Below are 26,310 nucleotides of genomic sequence, written 5' to 3'. Positions count from 1 at the left end.
GGGCCTCTTGAAACCTGTCTGAAGGAGGCCGGCGGGAGTTGGCGCGGCGCGGAACCAGGCCAAGCTCTACCCGCTCGACGGCGTCGGGGCTCGGCTTTTTCGTAACCGAACGTCTCAAAGCGGCCCCGGGAAACATTTCGCAACGAAATCGTTGATCGCGGACATGCTCCGACACGAAACGACCTACCGGGGAAACAGCCCGCTCCTAGCTTCGGATCGTGCCCAGCGTAAGCCATTGGAGATTTCTATGAAGCGTACCCTCGCAGCCCTCACGATCCTCTCCCTCGCCAGCGTCTCGGCGATTGCCGTCGCGCCGGCCTTCGCCAAGCCCGACGCCCCCGCCGCGACGGAAAGGGGCGACCGCCCCATGATGCGCGGCATGCATGAAGGCCGTCACGGCGATATGCGTGGCCATGGTCCGCGCGGTCCGCGCGGCGAGCGCATGCAGATGTGGCTCGCCCAGAACCTCAGCACCGTGGAAACCCTGATCGGCATCCGCGCCGACCAGCATGACGCCTGGCGCGACTATACCAACGCGCTGCTCGCCATGTTCCAGCCGCCGGCTCCCCCGGCGCCGCCCGCACCGCCGGCCCCGCCGACAGCCGGCACCACGGATGCGCAGACCGCTCCGGCCCCCAAGCCCGCTCCGCAGGCCTTCGCCCGCGAAGAACGCCTGATCCGGAACGTCACCGACCGCGCCGCCAAGGCTGCGGATCTGTCGAAGGCGATCGATGCCCTCAAGGCCAAGCTGACCCCCGAGCAGCTGGACAAGCTGGCCAATGCCGACCTTCGCTTCGGCCCGCCGATGGGCCCGCGCGGTCCCGGCCGTGATCGTGGCCCCGGCCACGGCCCGCATGGCCATGGCCCGCATGACCGTGGCGGCCCGATGGGCGGCGACCACATGCGCGGTCCCGGCCCGATGGGCGACGACGACATGGGCGGCCCCGCCGGCCCGGCCCCGGATGAAGGCGGCCCGGCGGATGGCGGACCGGCCGATGGCGGTCCGGATGCCGGCCCGGCCGATTGATCCGGCGCGCGAAAGCGCGACGCCAACGCGGCCGGGGAACCATCCCCGGCCGTCGGAGTTGACAAGACAGACTAACTTCTGACCCCCCAATACGGCCCCGCCCTGAACCCCAGGGGCGGGGCCATTTTTGTTTTTGCCTGGCCCAATCGCGCAGGAGGGGCGGGGCAGCGTCACCGCATATTGCACGCGATATGCGTTTGTGGTTACATCGCCCTCGCGAACGTGGACTGGTGGAGCAGGCCGCGTCAGTCGCTGAGGGAGGACACCATGAATCTACGCCACCGTGGCGCGCGCTCGCGCGCCCTGCCGATGCTTGCCGCCGCCCTGTTCGGACTTGCCGCAGGCGCCGCCCACGCATCCGACAACAAGATCGCGCTCATTCCGGGCGGCCCGCATCCCTATTTCGCGCCCTGGGAACAGGCCGGCAAGGACGCGGCGAAGGACTTCGGCATCGCCGCCGTCGACTTCAAGGTTCCGGCCGAGTGGAAGCTGAACCTGCAGACCGAGCTGGTCGAAAGCCTAGTCAGCCAGGGCTACACCGCCTTCGGCATCTTTCCGGGCGATGCCGTCGGCATCAACCAGACGGTCGAGGAACTCACCGCCAACAACATCCCGGCCGCGGCGCTCGCCGGCTGCGCGCAGGACCCGACCAAGATGTCGTTCTGCCTCGGCACCGACGTCTTCAATTCGGCCTATCTCGGCACCCAGGCTCTGATCAAGTCGCTCGGCGGCAAGGGCAAGATCGTGCATCTGGCTGGCCTGCTGGTCGACCCGAACACCAAGCTGCGCATGGACGCGGTCGAGAAGGCCGTCAAGGAAACCAATGGCGCGGTCACCATCGTCCAGCACATCACCGATACCGATGCGCAGGAAGCCGCCGACCAGAAGATCAACGCCCTGCTCGGCGCCCAGAAGGACGAGATCGATGGCCTGATCTCGACCGCCTACATCCCGTCGGTGGTCGCGGCCAAGTCGCTGCGCAATCTCGGCGACAAGCGCATCAAGCTGGTCGGCATCGACGATGACCAGATCGTTCTCGACGGCATCAAGGACGGCTTCGTCGCCGGCACGATGGCGCAGAACCCCTATGGCCAGGGCTATGTCGGCGCCTATGTGCTCGACCTGATCGCCAGCGGCACCTGCACGGTCAAGGCCGATGCTCCGTGGATCAAGACGCCGCAGACCGAGCATTTCATCGACTCGGGCACGCTGCTGATCTCGAACGACAACGCCGCGACCTACAAGGACGATCTGAAGAAGATCACCGCCGAGATCCAGTCCACCTTCAAGGACAAGTATCTCACCTGCAAGTAAGCGGGTCGCACTCCCGGGATGATGGCGGGATCAACCGCCGCCATCATCCTGAGGTGCCGCGAAGCGGCCTCGAAGGAGGCTCGCGCTCGCGAGACATCTGGATCACCCTTCGAGGCTTCGCTGGCGCGAAGCACCTCAGGATGATGCCGGGTTCGATCTGGTCAAGGCGTCGCCCGGCCAGCGTCTCGCCATCCTCTCACATGGCTTCACCATGACCCTTTCCGTCCCATCCGATTCCCGCGCGCGGCCTTCCTTTCTGGCGGAACAGTCGAACCTGATCGGCCTCGCGGCCATCATCCTGCTGTTCTGGGTGCTGTTCACCAGCCTCGCCCCCGGCTTCGTCTCGACCTTCAACCTGTTCGCGCTGTCGCGCTCGCTCGCGGTCGACGTCGTTATCGGCTTCTCGACCATGGTGGTGCTCGCGACCGGCGGCATGAACCTCGCCATCGGCTCGATCGGCGTCTGCGCGGTGATGGCCTCCGGCTATCTGATGCAGACCCTCGGCCTGCCGATCCCCGTCGCCATGGCGCTGGCGCTGCTGCTCGGCGCGTTTCTCGGCTGGCTGAACGGCTTCGTCATTGTCCGCTCCGGCGTCAATTCCTTCATCATCACGCTCGCCAGCGCCAGCCTGTTCCTGGGCGGCATGCTGATCCTTTCCAAAGCGCAGACCTTCAACGCGCTGCCGCCGGAGATCGCCGCCTTCGGCCGCATGCGCTGGGGCTTCCTGTCGCCGCTGCTGTTCGTCGCGCTCGGCCTCGGCGCCGCGCTGATCGTGCTGTTCCGCTTCACGGCGCTGGGCCGGGAAATCCTCGCCGCCGGCGCCAATGCCCGCGCCGCCGAGCTTTCCGGCGTCCCGGTCGGCCGCGCCATCATCATCGCGCATACGCTGTCCGGCGCGCTCGCCGCCTCGGCCGGCCTGATGCTGGTCTTCCGGCTCGGCGCCGCCATGCCGTCGATCGGGCAGGACTGGCTGTTGCCCTCCTTCCTCGCGCCGGTGCTGGGCGGCACGCTGCTCGCCGGCGGCTATGTCTCCGTCGTCGGCACCATCCTCGGCGCCTTCCTCGTCACCACCATCCGCTCGGGTCTGCTGGTCATGCAGATCGGCAATTTCTGGCTCCAGCTCTTCCTCGGACTGATCCTGCTCGCCGCCGTCATGCTCGACCGCTATCGCAGCGTCTATGCCGAGCGCCGCAGTTTGGGCCGCCGCAATTCGGGACGCCGCGCATGAGCACCCTCACCCGCAACATGAGCTTCGGCCAGCGCTTCCTCGCCAATGAATGGTCGGCGCTGGCGGTGGCGATCGTCATCGGCCTGGTGGCGCTCGCCGCCCTGTCGCCGGCCTTCCTGACCGAGTTCAACCTCTATGTGATGCTGCGCTCGTTCTGCGTCGTGCTGATCGTCGCCTTCGCGCAGATGCTGACGCTCGCCGTCGGCCAGATGAACCTTTCGGTCGGCGCGCTGGGCGGCCTCGTCGCCATCGCGGTCGGCGGCATGATGGAGAAATGGGGTTTCCCGGTTCCCGTGGCGATCCTCTGCGGCCTCGCCATCGGCGCCGCCGGCGGCCTGCTCAACGGCCTGCTGACGGTCCGGACCGGCATCAACGGCTTCATCATCACGCTCGCGACCGCTTCCGCCTTCACCGGCATCAATCTGGGCATCACCGAGTCGATCCCGTTCTACAATCTGCCGGCCGGCTTCGTCGCCTTCGGCACCGGGCGCATCTCGGCCCTGCCCTATCTTCTGCTGCCGCCCGTGCTGATCGCCATCGCGCTCGCCTTCTTCCTGGCGCGCACCGTGCCGGGCCGGCAATTGCTCGCCGTCGGCGGCAACCCGCAGGCGGCCGAGCTTTCCGGCATCCCGCGCGACCGCGTCATCGTCATGGCGCATACGCTGTCCGGCCTGCTCGCCGCCGCCGCCGCCATCCTCGCCGTGGCGCAGCTGGGTTCGGCCCAGCCGACCATCGGCGTCGACTGGCTGCTGATGTCCTTCGCCGCCCCGATCATCGGTGGCGCGGCGCTGACCGGCGGCCATATCTCGGTCGCCGCCACCGCGCTCGCCGTCGTGCTGATCGTCATCATCCAGAACGGCATGGTGCTGGCCAAGGTCGACCCCTACTGGGTGCAGTTCCTGCTCGGCGCGCTGATCCTCGCCGCTGTCGGCCTCAACCGGCTGCGCGCCGTCCGCGCGGGAGGCGCCTGACCATGCGTCTCACCATCGAAGGCATCGGCAAGGATTTTCCCGGCGTCACCGCGCTCGACGACGTCTCGTTCGAGATCCTGCCCGGCGAAACCCACGCGCTGATGGGCGAGAACGGCGCCGGCAAGTCGACGCTGATCAAGATCATCACCGGCCTCTACCGGCCGGATCGCGGCCGGCTGCTGGTCGACGGCAAGCCGGTCGACTTCACCTCGCCGCGCGACGCCATCGCCGCCGGCATTTCGGCCGTGCACCAGGAGCGCAACCTGATCCCGCGCTTCACGGTCGGCGAGAACATCATGATCGAGCGGCCGCCGACCCGGAACGGCGTCATCGACTTCGACCGCGTGCATGCCGAGGCGCGAAAATTCCTCGACCTGATCGATCCGACGATCGACACCCGTACCGAGGTCCGTCATCTCTCGGTGGCGCAGATGCAGATCGTCGAGATCGCCAAGGCGCTGTCGCTGGAAGCGCAGGTGCTGCTCCTCGACGAGCCGACCGCCTCGATCACAGGTCATGAGGCCGACGCGCTGTTCGCCGTCGTCCGCCGCCTGCGCGACGAGGGCAAGGCGATCGTTTTCGTCAGCCACAAGCTTGAAGAGGTGATGGCGATCTCCGATCGCGTCACCGTGCTGCGCGACGGCAAGATCGCCGCCGCCGGCGAGCCGATTTCGGCGATGAACCGCGGCAAGATCGTCTCGGCGATGATCGGCCGCGAGGAGCGCGTCGCCGAGATGGGGGCGCGAAGCGCCGACCGCTCGCAGACCGTGATGGAGGCGACCAACCTCGCCACCTCCTTCGGCCACAAGAACGTCAGCTTCCAGCTGCACAAGGGCGAGATCCTCGGCCTTTACGGCCTGGTCGGCGCCGGCCGCACCGAGCTGGCGCGGGCGCTGATCGGCGACGGCAAGGTCGTTTCGGGCGAGCTGCGCCTGCATGGCAAGCCGGTCACGATCCCCGACGTTCCGACCGCCATCCGCCGCCACCGCCTCGGCTACATCTCCGAGGACCGCAAGGCGGAAGGGCTGATCCTCACCCATCCGATCCGCTCGAATGTCGCGATCACCGTCTGGCGGCGAATCGCCTCCAGTCTCGGCCTGATCACCCGCGCGACGGAGCGCAAGCTGGTTCATCCGCTGGTCGACAAGCTCGAGGTGAAGACGCCGTCGATCGAGCAGGCCGTCGGCAAGCTCTCGGGCGGCAACCAGCAAAAGGTTTCCATCGCCAAATGGCTGGCGGCCGGCGTCGAGATCCTGATCATCGACGAGCCGACGGTCGGCATCGACATCAAGACCAAGACCGCGATCCACGAGTTGATCGGCGAGATCACCCGCGAGGGGCTTTCCGTGCTGCTGATCTCCAGCGACATGCCGGAGATGATCACGCTGGCCGATCGCATCCTGGTGATGCGCGATTTCGCCATCGCCGGCACGATCGAAAACTCGCGCCGCTACGAGCCAATGAGCCGCGAAATCATGGCGCTGATCCACGCCGGCAGCGCCGAGGCGCACCAGGCAAGCCCGGCGCCCGAGGCGGCGCGTGTCTGACCGGCGGCAAGGCGGCCGCGCCGGACGATCGCCCGTGCCGGCCCACGCCGCCGCGTCGCAGGACGGGCCGGGAGGGCGCGCCCATGTCGGCGATGGCTGAACCGGAAGACATGGAGCTGCCGCTCTACGAGGTGATCTACCGCGTGCTGCGGCGGCACATCGTCGAGGCGCGGCTGCCGCGCGGCCTGGTCATCGGCGAAACGGCGCTGGCGCGGGCCTTCCAGTCGAGCCGCATCCCGGCCGGCGCCGCGCTGCGCCGGCTGGAGGATGAGGGCCTGGTCGTCCGCTTCGGCGGGCGCGGGCTGATGATCGGCGAGGACGCCGGCGCGCCACCGCTGCGCCTCGACCTGATCGAGGCCGGGCTCACCCTGCCCGATGCGCGGATGATCGAGCCGCGCACGCGCAACCGTCGCGCCACCATCTATCCCGAGGTCGAGCACATCGTCGCCTGCTGCCTGCCCTATGGCCGCTTCCATCTGAACGAAAGCCTGCTCGCCGACCATTACGGCGTCAGCCGCACCGTGGCGCATGAGGTGCTGACCGGGCTCGATCGCGCCGGGCTGGTCACGCAGGACAAGAACCAGCGCTGGTATGCCGGGCCGCTGACGCCGGAATTGCTGCACGAGCATTTCGAGGTGCGCTGGCTGCTGGAGCCGATCGCGCTGGAGCAGGCTCTGCCGCATCTCGATCCGGCCGAGCTGCGCGCCCGGCACGAGCGGATCCGCCGCGTGCAGGCGGGCAGGCGCACCCCGGCCCGCCTGGAGCAGCTGGAAAACGACCTGCATGTCGAAACCGTTCTCCGCTGCGGCAACAGCCAGCTGCGCGACGCCATCCGCCGTAGCCAGCTGCCGCTGATCGCCATGCACGAGACGTTTCAGCGCCACCGCGACACCGACGAGATCGAGGTGATGCTGGGCGAGCATCTGGAGGTGTTCGAGCACCTTCTGGCCGGCCGGACGGCGGAGGCGCAACGGGCGCTGGAGCGGCACCTGCGCCGTTCGGTGATCTCCAACCGGGAGCGGCTGACCCAGCTCGACCGGCAGGGCCGCCGGCACCGCGTGCCGTTCCTGATCGCGGTCAGCTGACGCATTCCCCGCCGCCGTCACGGGAACCGGATCGGCGTTGACGTGTTTTCTTCCTGAGGAAGCGAAGGAGACATTTCATGTCGACGCCGTATGACAAGGACAAGGCCGGAGGCAACAGCAGCTTCGGCAACGAAAATCGTCCTTCCGACATCCAGGGCGACGACCCCGGCAAGCAGGCGGAGCCGCACGATCCGGCCAAGCCCGCGCGCACCGAAGGCGGCAAGGCCCCGCCGCTGGGCAGCCCGACCCAGGACCAGGACGGCTAGTCCCGAGATCCCCCATCATTTTCCGGCCGATGCTCCTGCCCGATGCATCGTCCGGGGCGACGGGCCCGAATGCCCCCGATTCCGGCCCGTCGCCAACTCTTCAGCGCCCAGCCCTACCCCGCTTTTCAGCGCCCAGCCCTACCCCGCTTTCGCCAGCCCGACCGCCTGCCATGCGGGTGCGGGCCATTTGCATTGGCACGGGCGCCACGGGACAATTTTTCTCCGAGCGAATTCCCCCGAAACCCATCGCTTCGATCGTGACGCCACCACGATCGTTCAGTAGCTTGATGGCCTACGAGAAATTCTCAGGAGGAAAAGAATGTATCTCGAAAAGCTCCGCCTCGACGGCAAGGTCGCGCTCGTCACCGGCGGTGGCCAGTCGATCGGCCTCGCCACCGTCGAAGCGCTGGCCGAAGCGGGGGCGACCGTCATCATCGCCGATCGCGACGAAGCCGTTGCCAAGGCCGGCCAGGCCAGCCTGAAGGCCAAGGGCTATGACGTCGAGGTCGTGGTGATGGACGTCACCGACTCCGCCCGCGTCAACCAGGTCGCCGACGACGTCGTCGCCAAGCGCGGCAAGATCGACATCCTGGTCAACAATGCCGGCATCGCCCGCAGCATGACACCGGCCGAAACGGTTACCGACGAACACTGGCTGAACGTCATCGACGTCAATCTGAACGGCACCTTCTGGTGCTGCCGCGCCTTCGGCAACTACATGCTCAAGGCGAAGAGCGGCGCGATCGTCAATATCGGCTCGATGTCCGGCTTCATCGTCAACAAGCCGCAGGAGCAGGCCTTCTACAATGCTTCCAAGGCGGGCGTGCACCACCTGACCAAGTCGCTGGCGGCCGAATGGGCCTCGCGCGGCGTCCGCGTCAATGCCGTGGCCCCGACCTATATCAACACGCCGCTGACCGCCTTCGTGAAGGACGATCCGGTGATGAACGAAGCCTGGATCGGCGGCACGCCGATGGGCCGCATGGGCGAGACCGACGAGATCGCCTCGGTGGTGCACTTCCTCGCCAGCGACGCGGCCAGCCTGATGACCGGGTCGATCGTCTCGGCCGATGGCGGCTATACCTGCTGGTAGTCAGGCAGCCCTGGCCATTTCGGCCACGCGCTTGAGATCCTCGAGAAAGCGCGCGTGCTCGCGCGCTTTCATCGCCTCGTCCGGCAGGCGCAGCAGATAGGACGGGTGGATCGTCGCCAGCAGCGCCGTTCCCGCCTCGGTCTGCAGCCTCTGCTCGCGCGCCGAAGCCAGCGTCATCGTCTTGCCGGTCAAGCTTCGCACCGCGCTCAGGCCGAGCGCCACGACCAGGCGCGGCCGCAGGATCTGGAGCTCCTGCGCCACCCAGACATGGCAGGCGACGATCTCCGAAACATTCGGCTTCTGGTGCAGGCGGCGCTTGCCGCGCGGCACGAATTTGAAGTGCTTCACCGCATTGGTGACATAGACGCGGCCACGATCGATGCCGACGTCGCGAAGGGCCGCATCGAACACCTGGCCCGCCGGACCCACGAAGGGCTTCCCCGCCAGATCCTCCTGGTCGCCCGGCTGCTCGCCGACAAAGACGATCTCGGCATCCTCCGGCCCCTCGCCGAATACGGTCTGCGTCGCCGGCGCCCAGAGCGGGCAACGCCGGCAGCCTGCCGCCTCGGCCCGCAATGCCGCGATCGTGCCCGCCATTGCCGGCGCCTCGGTAACCTCCGCGGGCGTTGGCCGCGCGCGCTGCGGCCGGGGATTGGCCGGTGTCGTGGCGGACTGAACCATCTCGGCGCTCCTTCGCTCCGCCTGGTCGATCAGCGGTTTAATGAGCGACGCCTCGGGCAGGTTGCGCCAGTATTTCTGCGGCATCTCCGACATCATGGCCTGCACCTTGAGCCGGGCGGGATTGAAGATTGACGCATAATAGCGCCGCCAGAGATCCTCCAGCGCATCCTCGCCCGGTGCGGCCGAGCGGTCGACGCCCTCCGACAGGCGCAGGATCTCGCCGTCCCAATGCACGCTGCGCTCCGGCGTCAGGATCGACCAGCGCATCGAGGCAAAGCGGCGGGCGAAGAACGGCGCCGCCGCCTCGACGATATGATGCTCCGGCTCGAACCAGGCGATGAAGCACTCGCCCGCCTCCGTTTCGACAGCGCGGAAACGGACGAAGGCATGCATCTTGTGGATGTCCCGCCGCACCGATTTAGCGAAGCCGTTGAGCCGGACGACCAGCGGATCGACGCTGTCCTCCAGCGCGTCATGATTCGTCCTGAGCCGGCAAAGCATTGTGTAGAGCAAGGCGAACCGTTCGGGATCGCTGTGCAGGATCGCGGTCTCGGCGAGATCAAGAAAGGCGCGCGGCACGGCAAAGGCCGGCCCTTCCGGCGCAGGCGCCGCCGGCGTTTCCAACCCCGGCGCGCCGAACAGATCGCTGGACTCGCCGACGACGGTCCAGACCACGTCGGCGGGTTCGACGCCCTGCCGCGCCAGCCGGCGGGCAGCGTCGCGCCAGCCCTTGAAATCGGTGGGTCCCGCCAGCGCGATCCGGTGCATGGCTACGGCAGTCCTCCAGCCGTCCTGGACGATCCACCCGCTCGGCCATCATCCTGAGGCGCTTCGCGTGAGCGAAGCCTCGAAGGAGGATCCAGCGGGCACTCTAGACTTGTTGAAAGGCTCAAAATCCGGTGCCCCCACGACAATTCGCATCCGATGCTCGCTGGACCCTCCTTCGAGGCCCGGCTTTGCCGGGCACCTCAGGATGATGGTCATGCCGCCTGCTATCGCGAACGGCTCCCACCCAACGAGCTTCTAGAACGGCAGTTGCATCTGCGTCGGCTTGGGGCGCAGCAAGGCCGACAGCCGTTCCGAATCGAGCAGGCTGGAGGGCTTGTGGTCGCCGAGCACGACGAAGGGCATCAGCTTGGCGAGCGGCAGGCGCAACTGCACCAGATCGTCGCTGCGCAGCGTGCGGTGGCGGCGGGCCGAGATCAGCCGCTCGACAGTCTTCGATCCAAGCCCCGGCACGCGCAAAAGCTCTTCGCGCGGGGCGCGGTTGAGGTCGACGGGGAAGCGGTCACGGTTCGCCAGCGCCCAGGCGAGCTTCGGATCGATGTCGAGGTCGAGCATGCCGCCCTTGCCGCCGATCTCGGAGACCTCGAAGCCATAGAAGCGCAGCAGCCAGTCGGCCTGGTAAAGCCGGTGCTCGCGCATCAAGGGCGGTGCCTTGGGCGGCAGCTTCAGGCTCGAATCCGGGATCGGGCTGAAGGCGGAGTAATAAACCCGCTTCAACCGGTACGAGCCATAGAGGTTGGCGGAGAGATCGAGGATCGAGCGGTCGGTCGAATCATCGGCGCCGATGATCATCTGCGTGCTCTGGCCGGCCGGGGCAAAACGCCGGGCGTGCTTCAGGTGCTTCTCCGACTTCGCCTCATCGAGCTTCAGCCGCAGCCGGCCCATGGTGCGGCGGATCGAGGGGATGCTCTTTTCCGGCGCCAGCGCAGTCAGCGCTTTCTCGGTCGGCAGTTCGACATTGATCGACAGGCGGTCGGCATAGAGCCCCGCCTCGGTGATCAGCGCCTCGCTCGCCTCGGGGATCGTCTTCAGGTGGATATAGCCATGAAAGCCATGATCGAGCCGCAGCGACTTCGCCACCGCCACCACCTGCTCCATCGTGTAATCGGGATTGCGGATGATGCCGGAGGAAAGGAACAGGCCCTCGATATAGTTGCGGCGGTAGAAATCGAGCGTCAGCTTGACGATTTCGGCCACGGTGAAGCGGGCGCGCGGCACGTTGGACGAGGCGCGGTTGACGCAATAGAGGCAATCGAAATTGCAGGCATTGGTCAGGAGCACCTTCAGCAGCGAGATGCAGCGGCCGTCCGGCGCATAGGAATGGCAGATGCCCATGCCCTCGGTCGAGCCGAGGCCCTTGCCGGCCGGGGCGTGCTTTTTGTCGGTGCCGCTCGAAGCGCAGGAAGCGTCATATTTGGCGGCATCCGCCAGGATCCCGAGCTTCTCCAGCATGTCCATCGTGGCCCGTCCTCATCCTGTTCACGATATGTTCTAGGGCGCTGACGGACGGGCGGCAAGGGGCGGCAGGTTGCAAAGCGTCGCGGTTCAGGGGCGCAGCGGCGGATCGCTCTCGCCCGGCACGAGTTCCATCGGCCAGATCTTCTGCACGGTGCCGAGCGGATAGAGGTCCTTGTAGGCCGGCATGGTGGCGAGCAGCGATTGGGCCAGCTCGACGCCGACATCGTGCAGCGAGAGCCGGTAGCAGGTCAGCGCCGGCGACAGGAATCGCGCCTGCGGGCTCTGCCGAAAGCCGATGATCGCCATGTCGCGTCCGGGCGTCAGCCCAGCCTCGTGCAGGCGGCGGTAGAAGCCGATCGCCAGGCTCTCATTGACCAGCACGACGGCGGTCGGCCGGTTTGGCAGCGCCAGCAGCTTCTCGCAAGTCTGATAGCCGCCCAGTTCGGTGATATCGCTGCGCAAGACGATGTCGGGATCAAAGGCGATGCCGTGTTCGGCCAGAGCCGCGCGGTAGGCATCCTCGAAGACATAGCTCAGATTGATGCCGCGCGTGGTGTTGGCGAGCGCGATGCGGGTATGGCCGCGCGCGACCAACCGCGCCACGGACTGCGCCGCCACGCCCTCGAAATCCATGTCGATCCAGGAATGCTCGCCGCCGGAAAGGCTGCGGCCGAGCGTCACGAACGGGATGCCGCGCTCGATCAGATAATCGATGCGCGGGTCCTGGCGCTGGGTGGCCGAGATGATCAGCCCGTCGGCGAACTGGCGCGAGACGACGCGGCGGACATGGTCGAATGGATCGTCATCGGACGAGCAGAGCAGCACGACGAGATCGAGCTTGTGGCGGGCGAACACCGTCTGCACGCCGTCGAACACGGTCATGAAGAAGGTGTCGCCCTGCGACTTGGTCTCGACATTGGTTTCGATGGTGAAGCCGATGACGTTGGTCGCGCCCTGGCGCAGGCTGCGGCCGGACTGGTTGGCGACATAGCCCATCGCCTTGGCGGCGGCGAGCACGCGCTTGCGCGTATCGGGATTGACGTCGGCGCGCCCGTTCAGCGCCCGCGACACGGTGCCGATCGAGATATTCAGATGCTGCGCCAGATCCTTGATGCTCAAGGGTACGTCTCCTCCCCTTCCGGGCCGTTCCGCGAGGCGATCGCCTTGCGTACATCATTTTCGGTGGATCGTGCACCCGCTCCTTGCGGGGTTACCGCGCGTTGCCTGAACCCTCGCACTTGACAAGCGTACCTCAATTTGGTGTTGTCGTAAACGTTTACGGCCTTATTGCACCGCACCGTAAACGTTTGCGGTGCGATGTTTGAGGAACTGGCCGTGGGAGGAAGTCCGGAATGCAACGTGCCGTTTTGATCGGTTGCGGAGCGATGAGCCGCGCCTGGCTCGCCGCCGCCAAGACCATCCCCGATCTGGAGATCGTGGGGTTGGCCGACATCAACCCCGATGCGGCGCGAGCCCGCGCGGCGGAATTCGAGCTGGGCGACATCGTCATCGCCACCAGCATCGAGGAACTAATCGCCGAGGCGAAGCCCGATGTCGTCTTCGACGTCGTTATCCCGGCCGCCCGCCATCACATCGTTTCGACGGCGCTGGCCGCCGGCTGCCATGTCCTCTCCGAGAAGCCGATGGCCGAGACCCTCGACCAGGCGCGCGACCTGATCGCCCGCGCCAAAGAGGCCGGCAAGCTGCATGTCGTCGTGCAGAACCGCCGCTATCTCGAAGGCGTGCGCCGCATCCGCCGCGCCATCGACCAGGGCGCGATCGGTGACGTCACCTCGATTCATTGCGATTTCTTCCTCGCGCCGCATTTCGGCGGCTTCCGCGAGCAGATGGACCATGTGCTGCTGCTCGACATGGCGATCCACACCTTCGACGCCGCCCGCTTCATGTCGGGCAACGTGCCGGAAGCGGTCTATTGCCGCGAATGGAACCCCAGCAACTCCTGGTACCGCCAAGGCTCCTCCGCCGCCGCGATCTTCGAGTTCGGCGAGGGCGTGATCTTCAATTATCGCGGCAGCTGGTGCGCCGACGGGCTGATGACGAGCTGGGAAATCCGCCTGGCGCATCGTCGGCACCAAGGGGACGCTCGTTTGGGACGGGCACCAGGACATTCGCGCCGAGATCGCAGGAAAAGCGATCGACGGTCTCTTCTCCGAGGTGGTTGCCAGCGAGATCCCTCCACTCGCCGAATCCGACCGGACCGGCGGCCACCTCGGGGTCCTGCAGGATTTCATCGCCGCCACGCGCGGCGGGCCGGAGCCGGAAACGGTCGGCCACCAGAACATCAACAGCCTCGCCATGGTCTTCGGCGCGATCGAAAGCGCCGAGACCGGACGCCGCGTCGAAATCACGATCTGAACCTTTGCTGGCCGCGTCCCCGCGACGTCGGCCGAAACGCTCCAGGGAATTGATGCCTTGACCAATCCGCTTCTCGACATCCGCATCGGCACGATGATCAAGGGGAACCTCCCCGACCCGGCCGCCTACGTCCGGCAGATCCTGCCGCTCGGCTTTGAATCGATCGAGCCGTTCTTCTGGCAGACCATTGGCGGCAAGGACATCCCGAAGCTCGCCGCCGAGCTCAAGGAAGCGATCGGCGACGCCGACGTGAAGATCGACACGCTCGGCATGTTCGGCAATCCGCTCGAGACCACGGACATCGACCAGCAGACGCTGGAAGGCTGGAAGACGCTGATCGACAACGCGCATCTGTTCGGCGCCAAGACGATCGCCGGCTTCACCGGCCGTATCCGCGGCAAGTCGATCGAGGAAAGCCTGCCGCGCTACAAGGAAGTCTGGAGCGAGCTTGCCAAGCGCGCCGCCGACAAGGGCGTGCGTCTCGCCTTCGAGAATTGCGCCATGGACGGCAACTGGGCGAGCGGCGACTGGAACATCGCCCACAATCCGGACGCCTGGGAGCTGATCTTCAACGAGACGCCGGACGACAATATCGGCCTCGAATGGGAGCCGTGCCATCAGATGGTCTATCTGATCGACCCGATCCCGCAGATCCGCAAATGGGCGCCGAAGATTTTCCACGTCCATGGCAAGGACGCGACGATCCGTTGGGACGTCATCCGCGAGAACGGCATCTTCGGAAAGTATCCCTTCGTGCAGATGCGCTCGCCGGGCTTCGGCGACAGCGACTGGACCCGCGTCATCAGCGAGCTGCGCCTCGCGGGCTACAAGGGCTGCATCGATATCGAAGGCTGGCATGACCCGGTCTATCGCAACGAGCTCGAGATCACCGGACAGGTCAAGTCATTGAATTACCTGAAGGAAGCCCGTGGCGGGATGTCCTTCATCGCCAACCCGGCCTGATCGCCGGCGCCGACGACCAACCCGCCGGCTTGCCGGCGGGGACTGCAGGGGCCGTGCCCCGCCACGCGGAGGAGCGTGGGTTTGATTGCTCGCCACCAAGGAGGAAACCGATGGCGAATTTCACCAAGACCCTGTTGCTGGGCGCCGCTGGCGTTCTGGCCATGACCGCCGCTGCAACGGCGGAGCCCGTCGAACTGAACGTCTGGACGATCGATCGCCAGGCGGATCCGGGCTATAATTACGTCATGGCGGATGAGTTCATGAAGCTCCATCCGGACATCAAGATCAACATCAAGCGCGTCGAGTTCGCCGATTGGGCGAATGATGTCATGCGCGCGGTCGCGACCGGCACGACCCCGGACGTCGCCTATGTCGACAATCCCAACACGCCGTTCCTGTCGGCCAAGGGCGCGCTGCTCGACCTGACCCCCTACATTGCCGATTCCAAGATCGTCGACACCTCGAAGATCTTCCCGGGCCCGCTCTCTTCCGTCACCTGGGACGGCAAGATCTACGGCCTGCCGCGCGGCTCCAACACCATCGCGCTCTACTACAACGCCGACATGTTCAAGGCCGCCGGCCTCGATCCGGACAAGCCGCCGCAGACCTGGGAAGAGCTGTACGAGACAGCCAAGAAGCTGACCGACCCGGCCAAGAACGTCTACGGTCTCGCCTTCTCGGCCAATTCGAACGAGGAAGGCACCTTCCAGTTCCTGCCCTGGGCGCAGTCGACCGGCGCCGATTTCGATCACATCGCCGATGACGGCGCCGTCCGCGCGCTGGAGATGTGGCAGAAGATCATCGACGAGAAGCTGGCCTCGCCCGATACGCTGATCCGCGGCCAGTACGACTCGATGGCTTCGTTCAACGCGCAGAACGCCGCCATGGGCATTTCCGGCCCGTGGGAGCTGCCGCGCATGGCGAAGGACGTCAAGTTCGACGTCCGCGTCGCGCTGCTGCCGACCGAGAAGGTTGGCGACACGCGCGCCTCGGCGCTGGGCGAAGGCAACAATGTGATCTTCGCCAAGTCGAAGCATCCCAAGGAAGCCTTCCTCTATCTCGAATACATGTACTCGCAGATGCCGCGCGTCTGGAACGAGTTCGGCTTCATTCCGTCCTACCCGGTCGAGGCCAAGGACCCGAAGTGGGCGCCCCAATACAAGGTGTTCGAGGAATCGATGAAGTATGCCCGCGTCCGCGGACCGTCGCCGGATTGGGCGAAGATCTCCAAGGCGATCTCGACCGCGATCCAGCAGGCGCTGACGCACCAGGCTGACGCCAAGACCGCGCTGACCACGGCGCAGACGACGATCGACGGCATCGTCAAGAAGTAAGCGCCCTCCCAAGCGCACCGCCGGCACGCTGCCTTCCCTCGGGCGGCGTGCCGCCCCCCTTTCCGCCGTACCTGGCCGCGCCTGCGCCGCCGGACGAACGGCACCCCATCATCGGCAGTTTTGCGAACGCGCGCCCCCGGCCCGTTCCGGATCCTGGAGATAGCCAATGTCGGCGCTTCTGCGCAGCCTACGCGATGGACGCGGTTTCGACGTGGCGCTGGCCGCCCTGGCGCTCGCCTACCTGCTCGTCTTCTCGGCCTTCCCGCTCGTCTACAACGTCGCCATGTCCTTCCAGGAAGTGGACATGTTCTCGCTCGGCGACCTGATCCGGCCCTTCGTGGGCCTCGCCAATTACCGGGCGTTGTTCGCGGCGCCGGAATTCTGGTCGATCATGGGCAATACGGCGCTGTTCGTCAGCCTGAGCATCGTGTTCCAGCTCGCCATCGGCTTCGGCCTGGCGCTGTTCTTCCAGCAGGATTTCATCGGCGCCACCTATCTGCGCGGCCTGTTCCTGGCAGCCTGGATCATCCCGGCGCTGGTCGCCGGCGCGATCTGGAAATGGATCTTCGCCGGCGATTTCGGCGTGCTCAACTACATGCTGATGTCGACCGGCATCGTCAACGACAAGATCTTCTGGCTGTCGACGCCGGCGATCTCGCTCTATTCCGTCATCATCGCCAATATCTGGCTCGGCATCCCGTTCAACATGATCCTGCTCTCGGTCGGCCTTGCCGGCATTCCGAAGGACATGTACGAGGCCGCCGCCCTCGACGGCGCCGGGCCCTGGGGCCGGTTCTGGCACATGACGCTGCCGATGATGCGCTCGACGATCGGCGCGGTGACCTGTCTCGGCATCATCTTCACGCTGCAGCAGTTCGACCTGTTCGCCTCGCTGACGCAGGGCGGCCCGGCCAACTCCTCCAACGTCGCACAATACTGGTCCTGGCAGCTCTCGTTCCAGAACTACGACATCGCCACCGGCAGCGCCGTCTCGGTGCTGATGCTCGGCTTCGTCATCGTCGTCGCGCTGCTGTACGTGCGCTCGACGCGCCAAGAACACCGGGCCTGAGGAGCGCGACCCATGAAACGCTATGTCCTGCTGGTCGTCGCCATCGGCTTCCTCGCGATCTACCTGTTCCCGCTCTACTGGATGTATCTGACGGCCTTCAAGCCGTCGTCGGAGACCTTCACCTATCCGCCGAGCTTCTGGCCGGCCGACCCGCAGTTCAACTTCGTGCGGGTGTTCATCGACAAGAAGATGGACGTCTATCTGTGGAACTCGCTGGTGGTCGCCATCGGCACCACAGTGATCGCCGCCCTGATCGGCACGGGCTGCGCCTATGCGCTGGCCCGCGTCCGCAGCGTCTGGATGGACCTCGTCCTGTTCCTGATCCTGATGATGCAGGTGCTGCCGCCCTCGCTGATGGCGACGCCGATCTTCGTGCTGTTCAACCAGATCGGCCTGATCGCCACGCCGCGCTTCGCCGTGGTGCTGGCGCAGACCGCCAAGGTGCTGCCGCTCTACATCGTGCTCTGCCGCACCTCCTTCATGCAGATCCCGAAGGAACTGGAGGAGGCGGCCCGCGTCGACGGTGCCTCGCGCATCGTCGCCTTCTTCCGCATCATCGTGCCGCTGGCGCGCAACGGCATCCTCGTCACCTCGGTGCTGATCTTCCTGCAGTCCTTCGGCGAATATGTCTATTCGCGCACGCTGATCTCGCAGGAGGACCTGCAGACGGCGACGGTGGGGCTGATGAACTTCATGGGCCCGAACACCACCGACTGGAACGGCATCATGACCTATGCGGTGATCTATGTGACGCCGATCGTCATCGTGTTCATGCTGCTGCAGCGCAAGATCGTCAGCGGGTTGACCGCCGGCGCGCTGAAATAGAGGCGAAAACGAAAGGGCCCCGCTTCGGCGGGGCTTTTTTGTTTGGTCTGCCATGCACGGCCCGCTGCGTGCCCCCCCGACCATCATCCTGAGGAGCCCGGCGCAGCCGGGCCTCGAAGGAGGGTCCAGGGAACTGGTCTTGCCGGATCCGGACCGGACTGCAAGCAGCAGTGCTCCGCTGGAACCTCCTTCGAGGCTTCGCTGCGCGAAGCACCTCAGGATGATGGCGGAGCGGGTTTATCTGCCCGGAAGACTTCGCGGCCCCCTACTTCACCTCCGCCACCGACCCCTTGGCGACCCAGCCATCCACCGTCGCCGTGTTAAAGCCGAACTCGCCCAGAATCTCGCGGGAATGCTCGCCGATGCGAGGCGCCGGGCGATCGATTTCGGACGGCGTCTTCGACATCTTCACCGCCGGGGCCACGACCTTGACCGTGCCGGCGGTCGGGTGCTCGTAGCTGGTGATCGCGCCGATATGCTTGACCTGCGGGTCCTGTTCGGCTTGCAGATGCGTCTTGACCTCGCCGCACCAGATGTCGACGGCGAGCAGCGCCTGCATCAGCTCGGCGGTGGTCCAGCCCTTGGTCAGCGCCGCGAGCTTTTCCCAGATCTCGTCGCGCTTGTCGAAAAGGTCCTTCGGGTTGTCATAGACCAGCAGGCTGTCGTCGCCGAGCACGCCAACGAAGCGCTTGAACGGGCTCATCGCCACCGTGACCCAACCGTCGAACGTCGGATAGACGCCGAAGGGCGCATCCATGCCGGGGTGGCCGATGCCGGAATTGGGGCGGACGAAGTCCTGCTGGAAATTCATCGCCATTAGCATTTCCTGGCCCTGATGCGCCAGCATGGCCGAGAGCAGGTCGACCTTGATCTCCTGTCCCTCGCCGGAGCGCTCGCGCCAGTAGAGCGCGGAGAGAATGCCATAGACCATGTTCATGGCGCCGATCTGGTCGGAAAAGCCGGAGCCGACCGGAACCGGCGGGCCGTCGCCGCGGCCGGTCGCCGCCATGATGCCGGTCAGGCCCTGGATCAGCATGTCCTGCCCCGGGCGCGCCAGATACGGCCCGCTGTCACCATAGCCGGAGCCCGAGCAATAGATGATGCGCGGATTGACCTTGGCGAAGTCGGCATAGCCGAAGCCGAGGCGCTCCAGCACGCCGGGACGGAAATTCTGCACCACGACATCGGCCGTCTCGGCGATTCTGTAGAGGATCTCCTTCGCTTCCGGCGCCTTCAGGTCCAAAGCCAGCGACCGCTTGTTGCGGTTCCAGGCGAGGAAGTTCGGGCTCTCCGTGCCACCGACCCAGCGATTGTTGAAGGTCAGCGTGCGGAACAGGTCGCCCTGACCCGGCCGCTCGACCTTGATGACATTGGCGCCCATATCGGCGAGCAGCTGGGTGGCGAAGGGGCCCTGCAGGAGATGGCTCAGATCGAGGACGGTGACGTCCTGGAGGGCCTTGGCGGCGGTCATGGTCGAATCCTCACTCGTCGTTTGGCCGGCCGCATCGGCGGCAGGCCCTGGCTGGTCAGCCGGGTTCGCCCCGGGCCTGCCGCCAGAGCGGCGTCCCGAAGGTGTCGGTATCGATCTTCGTCACGTGCCAGCGGCCGAGATTGGCCGTGAACAGGGCCGCGCCGTCGAAGGCGATGTTGGTCGGATGGGCGAGGACATGCGCGGTCGCATCCTCGATGTAGATCTCGGACGGCCCACCGCCGGCCGGGATGCGCAGCACGCGCGACGGCTCGTAGCAACCGACGAACAGTGCCCCGGAATCATCGAAGGCGAGCCCGTCCGGCAGGCCCGGCAGATCGTCCGACCAGGTGGTCGCCTCCCCTGCCGAACCATCGGCCGCAATCGCGATCCGCGTGATCCGACGGGCGAAGGTCTCGCAGAGCAAAAGCGCGTCGCCCTCGGGCGCGAGCGCCATGCCGTTGGCATGGTCGAACGGGCCGCCATGCCAGACATCGCCCGCGCCGGTTTCGAGGTCATACGACCAGATCGACGGACCGGGATCGCCCGGGGCGCGGGTGTCCGAAACGTAGAGCCGGCCGCGCACGCGATCGACCACCGCGTAGTTCGGCACCTCGATGCCCGGCGCGGTGAAGCGCCTTAACGAACGGTCGGCGAGGTTGAGACGGAACACCGCCCTGTGCCGCGAGTCGCAGGCAAACAGCGCCCGGTCGCCGTCAAAGGCGAGGCCGAGCAGGAAGCCGCCCGTCGAGGCGACCTCCCCGATGGCAGAGCCATCCGGCGCGATGCGCAGGATCTGGCCATTCTCGCTGCCGGCCCAGACCCAGCCGTCCGGACCCACCGCGACGCCCTCGGGATGTTGCAGGCGCGGGGAGGAGAAGATGCCGTCGAACAGGACGGTGGCGCGCTCGGCCGGCAAAATCGTATTCCCGCCGGTCGAAAAGCCGTGATGGATCCCCGCGCCGGCCATCATGCGCCCCGCATCAGGAACTGCGCGTCATAGGGCACGGACGCCGTGCCGCCGGCCTCGTCGGTCAGCACCAGTTCGGACGCCCCGGCCTCGACCGAGGCCACGCGCGTCCAGCCCTCGGGCAGCGCGACGCCGCCGATGACATTGCGCACTTCCACCTCGCCGGCCGGATCGAGCGTCAGCGCCGTCGGGATGCCAGCCTCCGACCACGGGTTCGGCGCGATCGAGGCCTTGTGGCCATAGCCGGCATAGGTGCGGCCTTCCTCCAGGCCGAGCACGCCGATGTGGCGGCCATTCCAGGGCGCATAGTCCCGGCCGCCATTCGAGAACCACATCATGGTGATGGGGAAATCGGCCGGGTTCTTCAGCGACACGAAGATGTCGTGCTTGTCCGGGCGGATGGCGGCGGCCCAGCCGAGTACATTCTTCGAATCCTCGATCAGGGCGACGAAATCCTCCTGACGCGAGCCGATCGGATAGGTGGTGAGGTCGGCCGTGCCGCCATCCGCGCGCGGGGCCTTGGTCAGGTCCTCGAAGCGCGACGGATAGGCCAGGACCGAGCGGCCGCGCGCCGGATCCGGCTCCAGCCCGGTATCGGGCGTCATGCCGAACCGCTTGGGCGAGAAGGAGACCCGCCCGCCGGCGTCGAAGCGCGTCATGGCGTGGTTGCCGACCGGCACCGCACCCTCGCCACCGACGAAGATGTGGCGCTCATAGAGAAAGGGATGGCCGTCGAGTAGCGTAAATTCCTTGATGACCGTCGCGCCCAGCACCCGCTTTTCCAGCTCATAGCGCGCCGTCTGGCCGCCCTTGGGATGCGCCTCGACGCTGACCAGCTTCCAGGTCGAATTAGCCGGCCAGCCATGCGGCGGCGCTTGCTCGAAATCGGCGGCCGAGAAAGGCGCGCAGAAGAAATCGCCGGACAGGAAGCGCAGATTGGCGTCGAGGCTCTCGTCCTCATAGATCGCCTTGTCGTCGACCCAGGGGGCGGTGTGCAGCGGCTCGATCGTGCGGCCGTCCTGCTCGGTCGCGAAGACGCGGACATGGCCGCCACGCAGGTCGAGCGTCGCCTTGACGCCCCTGGCCTCGATCGTATGAAAATCGGTTGCGTTCATTCCGCTTCCTTCCGGTGATGGTTGCCGCGCGTCATTCGCCCCTGACGACGAGGCCGCCATCGACGCGCAGGATCTCTCCCGTGATGAAGGAAGCCCGATCGCTGGCCAGGAACAAGACCGCTTCGCCAACTTCCGGCGCTTCTCCAAAGCGGCCGAGCGGATGGGCGTTGTTCCAGCTCGAAATCAACCCCTCCGGATCGGGATGGGTGGCGAAGATCTTCTCGTTCAGCGGCGTCATGATCGTGCCGGGCGCGACCGCGTTGACGCGGATGCCATGCGGGGCGAGGTCGATCGCCGCCTGCTGGGTCAGCGCGTTGATGCCGCCCTTGGCCGCCGCATAGGCCGCCCAGCCCTTGAAGCCTGCCAGCGACTGCACCGACGACATGTTGACGACGGCGCCCTTGCCGCGCTTGCGCATTTCCGGGACGCAGACGCGCATGCCGCGCCAGACGCTGGAGAGGTTGGTGGTGATGACCGTGTTCCAGCTGTCCTCGTCGATCTCGTCGACGACGCCGCCGATCGCGCGGGCCGCATTGTTGACGAGGATGTCGATGCCGCCAAAGGCCTGCACGGCCGCCGCCGCCATCGCCTCCATGTCGGCCATGGCGGAGACGTCGGTGCGCACGAAGATTGCCTCGGCGCCGGTGCCGCGCAGGCCCGCCGCGGTCGCGGCCCCCGCATCTTCATCGATGTCGGCGACGACGATCGCCGCGCCTTCGCGCGCCAGCGCTTCGGCCGAGGCGCGGCCAATGCCCATGGCAGCGCCGGTGACGACGGCAACCCGTCCCAAAAGTTCGCTTCCACGCATCGTCATATTCCCTTGAAGACCGGATCACGTTTGTCGAGGAAAGCGTCGATGCCCTCCTGGCCGTCCGCCGTGCCGTAAAGGCGGAACAGAACTTCCTGCTCGAAGCCCTGCGCCACCGGCAGCGCCGCATCGGGCCCCTGCCGGATCAACCGCTTCATCTCCGCCTGCGCCAGCGGCGCGACCTTGAGCATGGCGCGGGCGCGGCTGAGCGCGGTATCCACCAGCGCCTCGTCGGCGACGCATTCGGCCGCGAGGCCGAGCTGGTACGCCCGCTCGCCGGTGATGCGGCGGGCGGCGAGCATCATGTCGGAGGCGACGATGCGGCCGACCGCGCGGGTCAAGCGCTGCGTGCCGCCGCCGCCGGGCGACAGGCCGAGCAGGCCCTCGGGCAGGCCGAGCCGGGCGCTGGTGGCGCAGAGGATGACGTCGCAGCAAAGCGCGATTTCAAAACCGCCGCCCAGCGCATAGCCACGGATCGCCGCGATGGTCGGTTTCGGCAAGGCTTCCAGCTTGTCGAAGACGCGCCGGCTTTCCAGCTGGTAGGCGATGAATTCGCCCTTGCGGTTGCCGCGATATTCGGCGATGTCGGCGCCGGCGACGAAGGCCTTTTCGCCCGCGCCAGCGAGGATAATGACGCGCACGGCGGGATCGGCGGCGAGGCTGTCGAGATGCGCCTCGAACTCACGCATCAGCGGCGTCGACAGCGCGTTCAGCTTGTCGGGCCGGTTGAAGGTAAGCCGGGCGATGCCGGGCTCGATGGCTTCGCTGAGAACGAGTGAACAGGTCATCGATCAGCCTTTCACGGCGCCGGCGGTGAGGCCGGCCACGAACTGGCGTTGCAGCAGGAAGAAGATCGCGATCACCGGCATGGAGATCAGCACCGAGCTTGCCATCAGCTCGCCATAGCGGATGCCGTACTGGCCGATGAAATCATTCATGCCGACGGGAAGCGTGCGCATGTCCTTGGTGGAGGTGAAGGAGAGCGCGAACAGGAACTCCTGCCAGGTGACGATCAGCACGAAGACGGCGGTAGCGACGATGCCCGGCTTGCAGAGCGGCAGGATGATTAGGAAGAAGATCTTGAACGGGCCAGCGCCATCGATCGCCGCCGCCTCCTCCAGCGCCACCGGCAGGCGCGAGAGAAAGCCGCGCAGCATCCAGATCGCCACGGGCAGCGTCACCGTCACATAAGCGAGGATCAGCGAGGCATAGGTGTTCAGCAGGTTCGCCGCCTTCATCATCTTGTAGATCGGGATGATGATGGCGCTGGCCGGGAACATCTGCGCCACGATGACGAGCAGCATCAGCACCGAAATGGCGCGCATCTGCGTGCGGGTGAAGGAATAGGCGGCGAACAGCGCCAGCGTCACGGTGATCACCACGGTCGACAGCGAGACCACGACCGAGTTGAAGAAATAGGTGCGGAATTCGGGCCGGAACGCCGTGACGTAGTTCTCCAGCGTCGGGTTCTGCGGCCAGAGCCGGGCCGGAATGGCGAAGGGCTCGGAAGCCGGCTTCAGCGACACCGACACCATCCAGAAGAAGGGCAGCAGGATCACCACGCAGAGGCCGAACTGCAACAGCATCAGGCCGGCGCGGGAAGTCTTGGAAGGAGCGACGCTCATGATGCAGCCTTTCGGCCAGAACCCTGGGCCAGGAAATAGAGCGTGATCAGGAGGGCGAGGATCACGATCGAGACGACGCCATAGCCGGCCGCCTCGCCGAAGCGGAACTGGCCGAAGCCGAGCTCGTAGATCTTGGTCGGGAAGATATGCGTCGCGTTCTGCGGCCCGCCGCGCGTCAGCACCCAGATCATGTCGAAATAGTTGAAGGTCAGGATGGTGGTCAGGATGAAGTTGATGACGATCACCTCCTTCATCGACGGCAGCACGATGTGCCAGAGCCGGCGGACCGCGCCGGCGCCATCGATGCGCGCCGCCTCCATCTGCTCTTCCTCGACGTTCTGCAGCGCCGCCAGATAGACGATGGTGCAGAAGGGAAAGCCCTTCCAGACGGCGGCGATCACCGCGGCGGCCATGGCGGTCGACGAGTCCGCCAGCCAGGCGAGGCCCTGATCGCCGAAGCCGGCGCTGATCAGGAACGAATTGATGAGGCCGAGCTGCGGGTCGTACATGAAGCGCCACAGGATGGCGGCGACGACGCCGGGCAGCACCCAGGGCAGCAGGATCAGCGAGCGCATCATGCCCTGGCCGGGCAGCTTCTGGTTGAGCAGCAGCGCGCTCAGGAAGCCGAAGACGTTCTGAAGCGCCACGACGGCCAGCGTCCAGACGCAGGAATTCCACACGATCTGGCCGAAATCGGCGCTGCCGAAGATCTTCTGGTAGACGGCGAGGCCGACGAATTTCGGCGTCGGGTTGATGAACGAGGTCGAGTAGAGGCTCTCGATGACCGTGCCGATCATCGGGTAATACATCATGACCGCGACCAGCAGGACGGCGGGCGTCACGAAGATCCAGGTGAGCCAGCGATCGCGTTTCAGCATGGTTTTTCTTTTCGGTATAGGCGTGCCGGACGCAGGTGTGGCTTCATCCCGGGCTTGACCCGGGATCCATTCAGCCTGAGGCGTCTCAGGCCTTGATGGATCCCCGCTTTCGCGGGGATGACGGAGAGGGTAGCGGCCGGGCAGCGCTTTCTAGACGCGCGCCCGGCGACAGGTCTTAGTTCAGGCCGTCAATGGCGGCGCAGGCCTTGGCGGCGGCTTCCTTGGCGTTGGCGCCGGAATAGACGTCCTGCGCCAGCGTCACCTGGATGTCGGATACTTCCAGGTAGCGGGCCGAGAGCGGGCGCGGCTGGGCGTTCTGCAGGTGCGTCATGATCTTGTCGGCGCCCTTGCGGTTGGCGTCGAGGAAGGTCTTGGCCGCCTTGACGTTGGCCGGCACCAGGTCGACGACGGCGCCATTGACGTCTTCGCGCGTCAGGAACTGGATGAACTTCCAGGCCGCGTCCTGGTGCGGCGACGACTTGTAGACGACGAGGTTCCAGCCGCCATAGGTACCGACCGGGGTCTTGCCCGCCGGCGCGGTGCCATTCTCGAAGTCCCAGTCGATCTTCGACTTCTGCAGCGTCGGCTGCTCCAGCGCCGGCCAGAACTCGACGGCGAGCGAGCCGTTCAGGAACAGTTCGCGCATGTCGCCCGACGAGGCATTGAGGATGCCCTTCGGCGCGAACGGCACCAGTGTCTGCAGATATTCGAGCGCGCCGACCGCCTCGGGGCTGGTCAGGGCGCACTTGCCGTTTTCGTCCAGCACCTTGCCGCCATTCGAGAAGATGAAGCTGTCGAGCACGGCGACGGTATCTTCGCCCTTATGGCCGAACAGGCCGACGCCATACTTGCCCTTGGCCGGATCGGTCAGCTTTTCCGCCGCCGCCTTCAGCCCCTCAAAGGTCGAGATCGAGGCCGGGTCGATGCCGGCTTCCTTGAACAGCGCCTTGTTCAGGAAGGAGAACTGCCAGACGTCGACGTTGAACGGAATGCCGTAGAGCTTGCCGTTATAGTTGGCCGAATCCCAGGCGCCCTTGAAGAAGCCCTCGGACGAGATGCCGGCCGCCTTGGCCTGCGCGTCGAGATCGGCGATCGCGCCGGCCTCGGCGAAGGCGCCCTGCCAGATCTGGTCGACGGTCGAGACGTCGGGCGCGTTGCCGCCCTGCACGGCGGTCAGCAGGCGCTGCTGGAATTCCGGATAGGGAATGGTCGTGACTTCGATCTTGATGCCGGGATTCTCGACCTCGAAGCGCTTGACCGCTTCCTGCTGGTACTGGCTCAGGCCGGATTCGGTCTGCTGGTTGTCCCAGAACTTCAGCGTGATGGTGTCCTGCGCGAAGGCGGCAGGCGTCAGGCCCGCGAACATCGTCGCGGCGAGAAGCAGTATCTTCATGGTATCCTCCCAGTTCTTCTTCAGTTTCTG

The 26,310-nt window shown here is 66.1% G+C and carries 23 protein-coding genes and 1 pseudogene; 13 read left to right on the top strand and 11 right to left on the bottom strand.

The genetic code is table 11. The annotated features are described in order from the left end of the window. The first annotated feature begins 247 nt into the window (after nucleotides 1-247). From ACHMWQ_RS05245 to ACHMWQ_RS05210, 8 genes are all read left to right on the top strand, one after another. Nucleotides 248-1,027, top strand: coding sequence for a hypothetical protein (locus ACHMWQ_RS05245; RefSeq protein ID WP_396306651.1), 780 nt, complete (start codon nucleotides 248-250; stop codon nucleotides 1,025-1,027). Nucleotides 1,028-1,294: 267 nt separating this feature from the next. Beyond that, a complete protein-coding gene (locus ACHMWQ_RS05240) occupies nucleotides 1,295-2,341 on the top strand; it encodes a substrate-binding domain-containing protein (RefSeq protein ID WP_266334155.1) in 1,047 nt (348 codons plus the stop codon). 211 nt (nucleotides 2,342-2,552) lie between these two features. Continuing rightward, nucleotides 2,553-3,569 (top strand): ABC transporter permease, encoded by a 1,017-nt coding sequence (locus ACHMWQ_RS05235; protein ID WP_396306650.1) that lies wholly within the window; start codon nucleotides 2,553-2,555, stop codon nucleotides 3,567-3,569. After that, nucleotides 3,566-4,540, top strand: a complete 975-nt coding sequence (locus ACHMWQ_RS05230) for an ABC transporter permease (protein WP_396306649.1) — start codon at nucleotides 3,566-3,568, stop codon at nucleotides 4,538-4,540. Before ACHMWQ_RS05235 ends, ACHMWQ_RS05230 begins: the two co-directional genes overlap by 4 nt. 2 nt (nucleotides 4,541-4,542) lie before the next feature. Beyond that, a complete protein-coding gene (locus ACHMWQ_RS05225) occupies nucleotides 4,543-6,087 on the top strand; it encodes a sugar ABC transporter ATP-binding protein (RefSeq protein ID WP_396306648.1) in 1,545 nt (514 codons plus the stop codon). Between the two features lie 83 nt (nucleotides 6,088-6,170). Beyond that, nucleotides 6,171-7,172: a GntR family transcriptional regulator gene (locus tag ACHMWQ_RS05220; protein ID WP_396306647.1), complete on the top strand. Its 1,002-nt coding sequence runs from the start codon at nucleotides 6,171-6,173 to the stop codon at nucleotides 7,170-7,172. Nucleotides 7,173-7,249: 77 nt separating this feature from the next. Further along, complete coding sequence (locus ACHMWQ_RS05215) at nucleotides 7,250-7,438, top strand: hypothetical protein (protein ID WP_396306646.1); 189 nt, start codon at nucleotides 7,250-7,252, stop codon at nucleotides 7,436-7,438. Between the two features lie 319 nt (nucleotides 7,439-7,757). Beyond that, entirely contained in the window at nucleotides 7,758-8,531 is a 774-nt protein-coding gene (locus tag ACHMWQ_RS05210; protein WP_396306645.1) for an SDR family NAD(P)-dependent oxidoreductase, read from the top strand. On the opposite strand, the gene ACHMWQ_RS05205 is transcribed toward ACHMWQ_RS05210, so the two are convergent. The 3 genes from ACHMWQ_RS05205 to ACHMWQ_RS05195 all read right to left on the bottom strand — a co-directional run bounded on the left by ACHMWQ_RS05205 (nucleotide 8,532) and on the right by ACHMWQ_RS05195 (nucleotide 12,575). After that, nucleotides 8,532-9,980: a UdgX family uracil-DNA binding protein gene (locus ACHMWQ_RS05205; RefSeq protein ID WP_396306644.1), complete on the bottom strand. Its 1,449-nt coding sequence runs from the start codon at nucleotides 9,978-9,980 to the stop codon at nucleotides 8,532-8,534. A gap of 255 nt (nucleotides 9,981-10,235) precedes the next feature. Then, nucleotides 10,236-11,456: a putative DNA modification/repair radical SAM protein gene (locus ACHMWQ_RS05200; RefSeq protein WP_396306643.1), complete on the bottom strand. Its 1,221-nt coding sequence runs from the start codon at nucleotides 11,454-11,456 to the stop codon at nucleotides 10,236-10,238. An 87-nt stretch (nucleotides 11,457-11,543) separates the two neighbouring features. Continuing rightward, complete coding sequence (locus tag ACHMWQ_RS05195) at nucleotides 11,544-12,575, bottom strand: LacI family DNA-binding transcriptional regulator (protein WP_396306642.1); 1,032 nt, start codon at nucleotides 12,573-12,575, stop codon at nucleotides 11,544-11,546. Nucleotides 12,576-12,808: 233 nt separating this feature from the next. Between ACHMWQ_RS05195 and ACHMWQ_RS05190 the strand changes: the two are divergent. The 5 genes and pseudogenes from ACHMWQ_RS05190 (at nucleotide 12,809) to ACHMWQ_RS05170 (ending at nucleotide 18,023) form a co-directional block, all read left to right on the top strand. Continuing rightward, nucleotides 12,809-13,832: pseudogene (locus ACHMWQ_RS05190) on the top strand (Gfo/Idh/MocA family protein). Nucleotides 13,833-13,925: 93 nt separating this feature from the next. Next, nucleotides 13,926-14,795, top strand: a complete 870-nt coding sequence (locus ACHMWQ_RS05185; RefSeq protein ID WP_396309390.1) for a sugar phosphate isomerase/epimerase family protein — start codon at nucleotides 13,926-13,928, stop codon at nucleotides 14,793-14,795. Between the two features lie 110 nt (nucleotides 14,796-14,905). Then, complete coding sequence (locus ACHMWQ_RS05180) at nucleotides 14,906-16,129, top strand: ABC transporter substrate-binding protein (RefSeq protein ID WP_396306641.1); 1,224 nt, start codon at nucleotides 14,906-14,908, stop codon at nucleotides 16,127-16,129. 166 nt (nucleotides 16,130-16,295) lie between these two features. Beyond that, a complete protein-coding gene (locus ACHMWQ_RS05175) occupies nucleotides 16,296-17,198 on the top strand; it encodes a carbohydrate ABC transporter permease (protein WP_266334131.1) in 903 nt (300 codons plus the stop codon). Between the two features lie 12 nt (nucleotides 17,199-17,210). Continuing rightward, complete coding sequence (locus ACHMWQ_RS05170) at nucleotides 17,211-18,023, top strand: carbohydrate ABC transporter permease (RefSeq protein WP_354553447.1); 813 nt, start codon at nucleotides 17,211-17,213, stop codon at nucleotides 18,021-18,023. Nucleotides 18,024-18,288: 265 nt separating this feature from the next. On the opposite strand, the gene ACHMWQ_RS05165 is transcribed toward ACHMWQ_RS05170, so the two are convergent. The 8 genes from ACHMWQ_RS05165 to ACHMWQ_RS05130 form a co-directional block, all read right to left on the bottom strand. Beyond that, entirely contained in the window at nucleotides 18,289-19,494 is a 1,206-nt protein-coding gene (locus tag ACHMWQ_RS05165; RefSeq protein WP_396306640.1) for a CaiB/BaiF CoA transferase family protein, read from the bottom strand. Nucleotides 19,495-19,549: 55 nt separating this feature from the next. Continuing rightward, nucleotides 19,550-20,464 carry an SMP-30/gluconolactonase/LRE family protein gene (locus ACHMWQ_RS05160; RefSeq protein ID WP_396306639.1) on the bottom strand — a complete coding sequence of 305 codons (915 nt, stop codon included), beginning with the start codon at nucleotides 20,462-20,464 and terminating at the stop codon, nucleotides 19,550-19,552. Continuing rightward, nucleotides 20,461-21,576 carry a hypothetical protein gene (locus tag ACHMWQ_RS05155; protein ID WP_396306638.1) on the bottom strand — a complete coding sequence of 372 codons (1,116 nt, stop codon included), beginning with the start codon at nucleotides 21,574-21,576 and terminating at the stop codon, nucleotides 20,461-20,463. The genes ACHMWQ_RS05160 and ACHMWQ_RS05155 overlap by 4 nt, the downstream gene beginning before the upstream one ends. A 31-nt stretch (nucleotides 21,577-21,607) precedes the next feature. Then, entirely contained in the window at nucleotides 21,608-22,384 is a 777-nt protein-coding gene (locus tag ACHMWQ_RS05150; RefSeq protein WP_396306637.1) for an SDR family NAD(P)-dependent oxidoreductase, read from the bottom strand. A 2-nt stretch (nucleotides 22,385-22,386) separates the two neighbouring features. After that, a complete protein-coding gene (locus ACHMWQ_RS05145) occupies nucleotides 22,387-23,172 on the bottom strand; it encodes an enoyl-CoA hydratase/isomerase family protein (protein ID WP_396306636.1) in 786 nt (261 codons plus the stop codon). Between the two features lie 3 nt (nucleotides 23,173-23,175). Then, nucleotides 23,176-24,009: a carbohydrate ABC transporter permease gene (locus ACHMWQ_RS05140; protein WP_396306635.1), complete on the bottom strand. Its 834-nt coding sequence runs from the start codon at nucleotides 24,007-24,009 to the stop codon at nucleotides 23,176-23,178. After that, nucleotides 24,006-24,887 carry a carbohydrate ABC transporter permease gene (locus ACHMWQ_RS05135; protein ID WP_396306634.1) on the bottom strand — a complete coding sequence of 294 codons (882 nt, stop codon included), beginning with the start codon at nucleotides 24,885-24,887 and terminating at the stop codon, nucleotides 24,006-24,008. The genes ACHMWQ_RS05140 and ACHMWQ_RS05135 overlap by 4 nt, the downstream gene beginning before the upstream one ends. 175 nt (nucleotides 24,888-25,062) lie before the next feature. Beyond that, entirely contained in the window at nucleotides 25,063-26,280 is a 1,218-nt protein-coding gene (locus tag ACHMWQ_RS05130; protein WP_396306633.1) for an ABC transporter substrate-binding protein, read from the bottom strand. Between the last annotated feature and the right edge of the window lie 30 nt (nucleotides 26,281-26,310).

It is taken from the genome of Kaistia sp. UC242_56, assembly GCF_044452255.1.
GTDB lineage: Bacteria > Pseudomonadota > Alphaproteobacteria > Rhizobiales > Kaistiaceae > Kaistia > Kaistia defluvii_A.
Note: the sequence above shows the minus strand (reverse complement) of the source record. Positions and strands in the feature narration are given on the sequence as shown.

Excerpts from the sequence above, each read along its gene's own strand:
- ACHMWQ_RS05245 (WP_396306651.1), top strand. The coding sequence starts at position 248 with ATGAAGCGTACCCTCGCAGCCCTCACGATCCTCTCCCTCGCCAGCGTC.
- ACHMWQ_RS05240 (WP_266334155.1), top strand. The coding sequence starts at position 1,295 with ATGAATCTACGCCACCGTGGCGCGCGCTCGCGCGCCCTGCCGATGCTT.
- ACHMWQ_RS05235 (WP_396306650.1), top strand. The coding sequence starts at position 2,553 with ATGACCCTTTCCGTCCCATCCGATTCCCGCGCGCGGCCTTCCTTTCTG.
- ACHMWQ_RS05230 (WP_396306649.1), top strand. The coding sequence starts at position 3,566 with ATGAGCACCCTCACCCGCAACATGAGCTTCGGCCAGCGCTTCCTCGCC.
- ACHMWQ_RS05225 (WP_396306648.1), top strand. The coding sequence starts at position 4,543 with ATGCGTCTCACCATCGAAGGCATCGGCAAGGATTTTCCCGGCGTCACC.
- ACHMWQ_RS05220 (WP_396306647.1), top strand. The coding sequence starts at position 6,171 with ATGTCGGCGATGGCTGAACCGGAAGACATGGAGCTGCCGCTCTACGAG.
- ACHMWQ_RS05215 (WP_396306646.1), top strand. The coding sequence starts at position 7,250 with ATGTCGACGCCGTATGACAAGGACAAGGCCGGAGGCAACAGCAGCTTC.
- ACHMWQ_RS05210 (WP_396306645.1), top strand. The coding sequence starts at position 7,758 with ATGTATCTCGAAAAGCTCCGCCTCGACGGCAAGGTCGCGCTCGTCACC.
- ACHMWQ_RS05205 (WP_396306644.1), bottom strand. The coding sequence starts at position 9,980 with ATGCACCGGATCGCGCTGGCGGGACCCACCGATTTCAAGGGCTGGCGC.
- ACHMWQ_RS05200 (WP_396306643.1), bottom strand. The coding sequence starts at position 11,456 with ATGGACATGCTGGAGAAGCTCGGGATCCTGGCGGATGCCGCCAAATAT.
- ACHMWQ_RS05185 (WP_396309390.1), top strand. The coding sequence starts at position 13,926 with ATGATCAAGGGGAACCTCCCCGACCCGGCCGCCTACGTCCGGCAGATC.
- ACHMWQ_RS05180 (WP_396306641.1), top strand. The coding sequence starts at position 14,906 with ATGGCGAATTTCACCAAGACCCTGTTGCTGGGCGCCGCTGGCGTTCTG.
- ACHMWQ_RS05175 (WP_266334131.1), top strand. The coding sequence starts at position 16,296 with ATGTCGGCGCTTCTGCGCAGCCTACGCGATGGACGCGGTTTCGACGTG.
- ACHMWQ_RS05170 (WP_354553447.1), top strand. The coding sequence starts at position 17,211 with ATGAAACGCTATGTCCTGCTGGTCGTCGCCATCGGCTTCCTCGCGATC.
- ACHMWQ_RS05165 (WP_396306640.1), bottom strand. The coding sequence starts at position 19,494 with ATGACCGCCGCCAAGGCCCTCCAGGACGTCACCGTCCTCGATCTGAGC.
- ACHMWQ_RS05160 (WP_396306639.1), bottom strand. The coding sequence starts at position 20,464 with ATGATGGCCGGCGCGGGGATCCATCACGGCTTTTCGACCGGCGGGAAT.
- ACHMWQ_RS05155 (WP_396306638.1), bottom strand. The coding sequence starts at position 21,576 with ATGAACGCAACCGATTTTCATACGATCGAGGCCAGGGGCGTCAAGGCG.
- ACHMWQ_RS05150 (WP_396306637.1), bottom strand. The coding sequence starts at position 22,384 with ATGCGTGGAAGCGAACTTTTGGGACGGGTTGCCGTCGTCACCGGCGCT.
- ACHMWQ_RS05145 (WP_396306636.1), bottom strand. The coding sequence starts at position 23,172 with ATGACCTGTTCACTCGTTCTCAGCGAAGCCATCGAGCCCGGCATCGCC.
- ACHMWQ_RS05140 (WP_396306635.1), bottom strand. The coding sequence starts at position 24,009 with ATGAGCGTCGCTCCTTCCAAGACTTCCCGCGCCGGCCTGATGCTGTTG.
- ACHMWQ_RS05135 (WP_396306634.1), bottom strand. The coding sequence starts at position 24,887 with ATGCTGAAACGCGATCGCTGGCTCACCTGGATCTTCGTGACGCCCGCC.
- ACHMWQ_RS05130 (WP_396306633.1), bottom strand. The coding sequence starts at position 26,280 with ATGAAGATACTGCTTCTCGCCGCGACGATGTTCGCGGGCCTGACGCCT.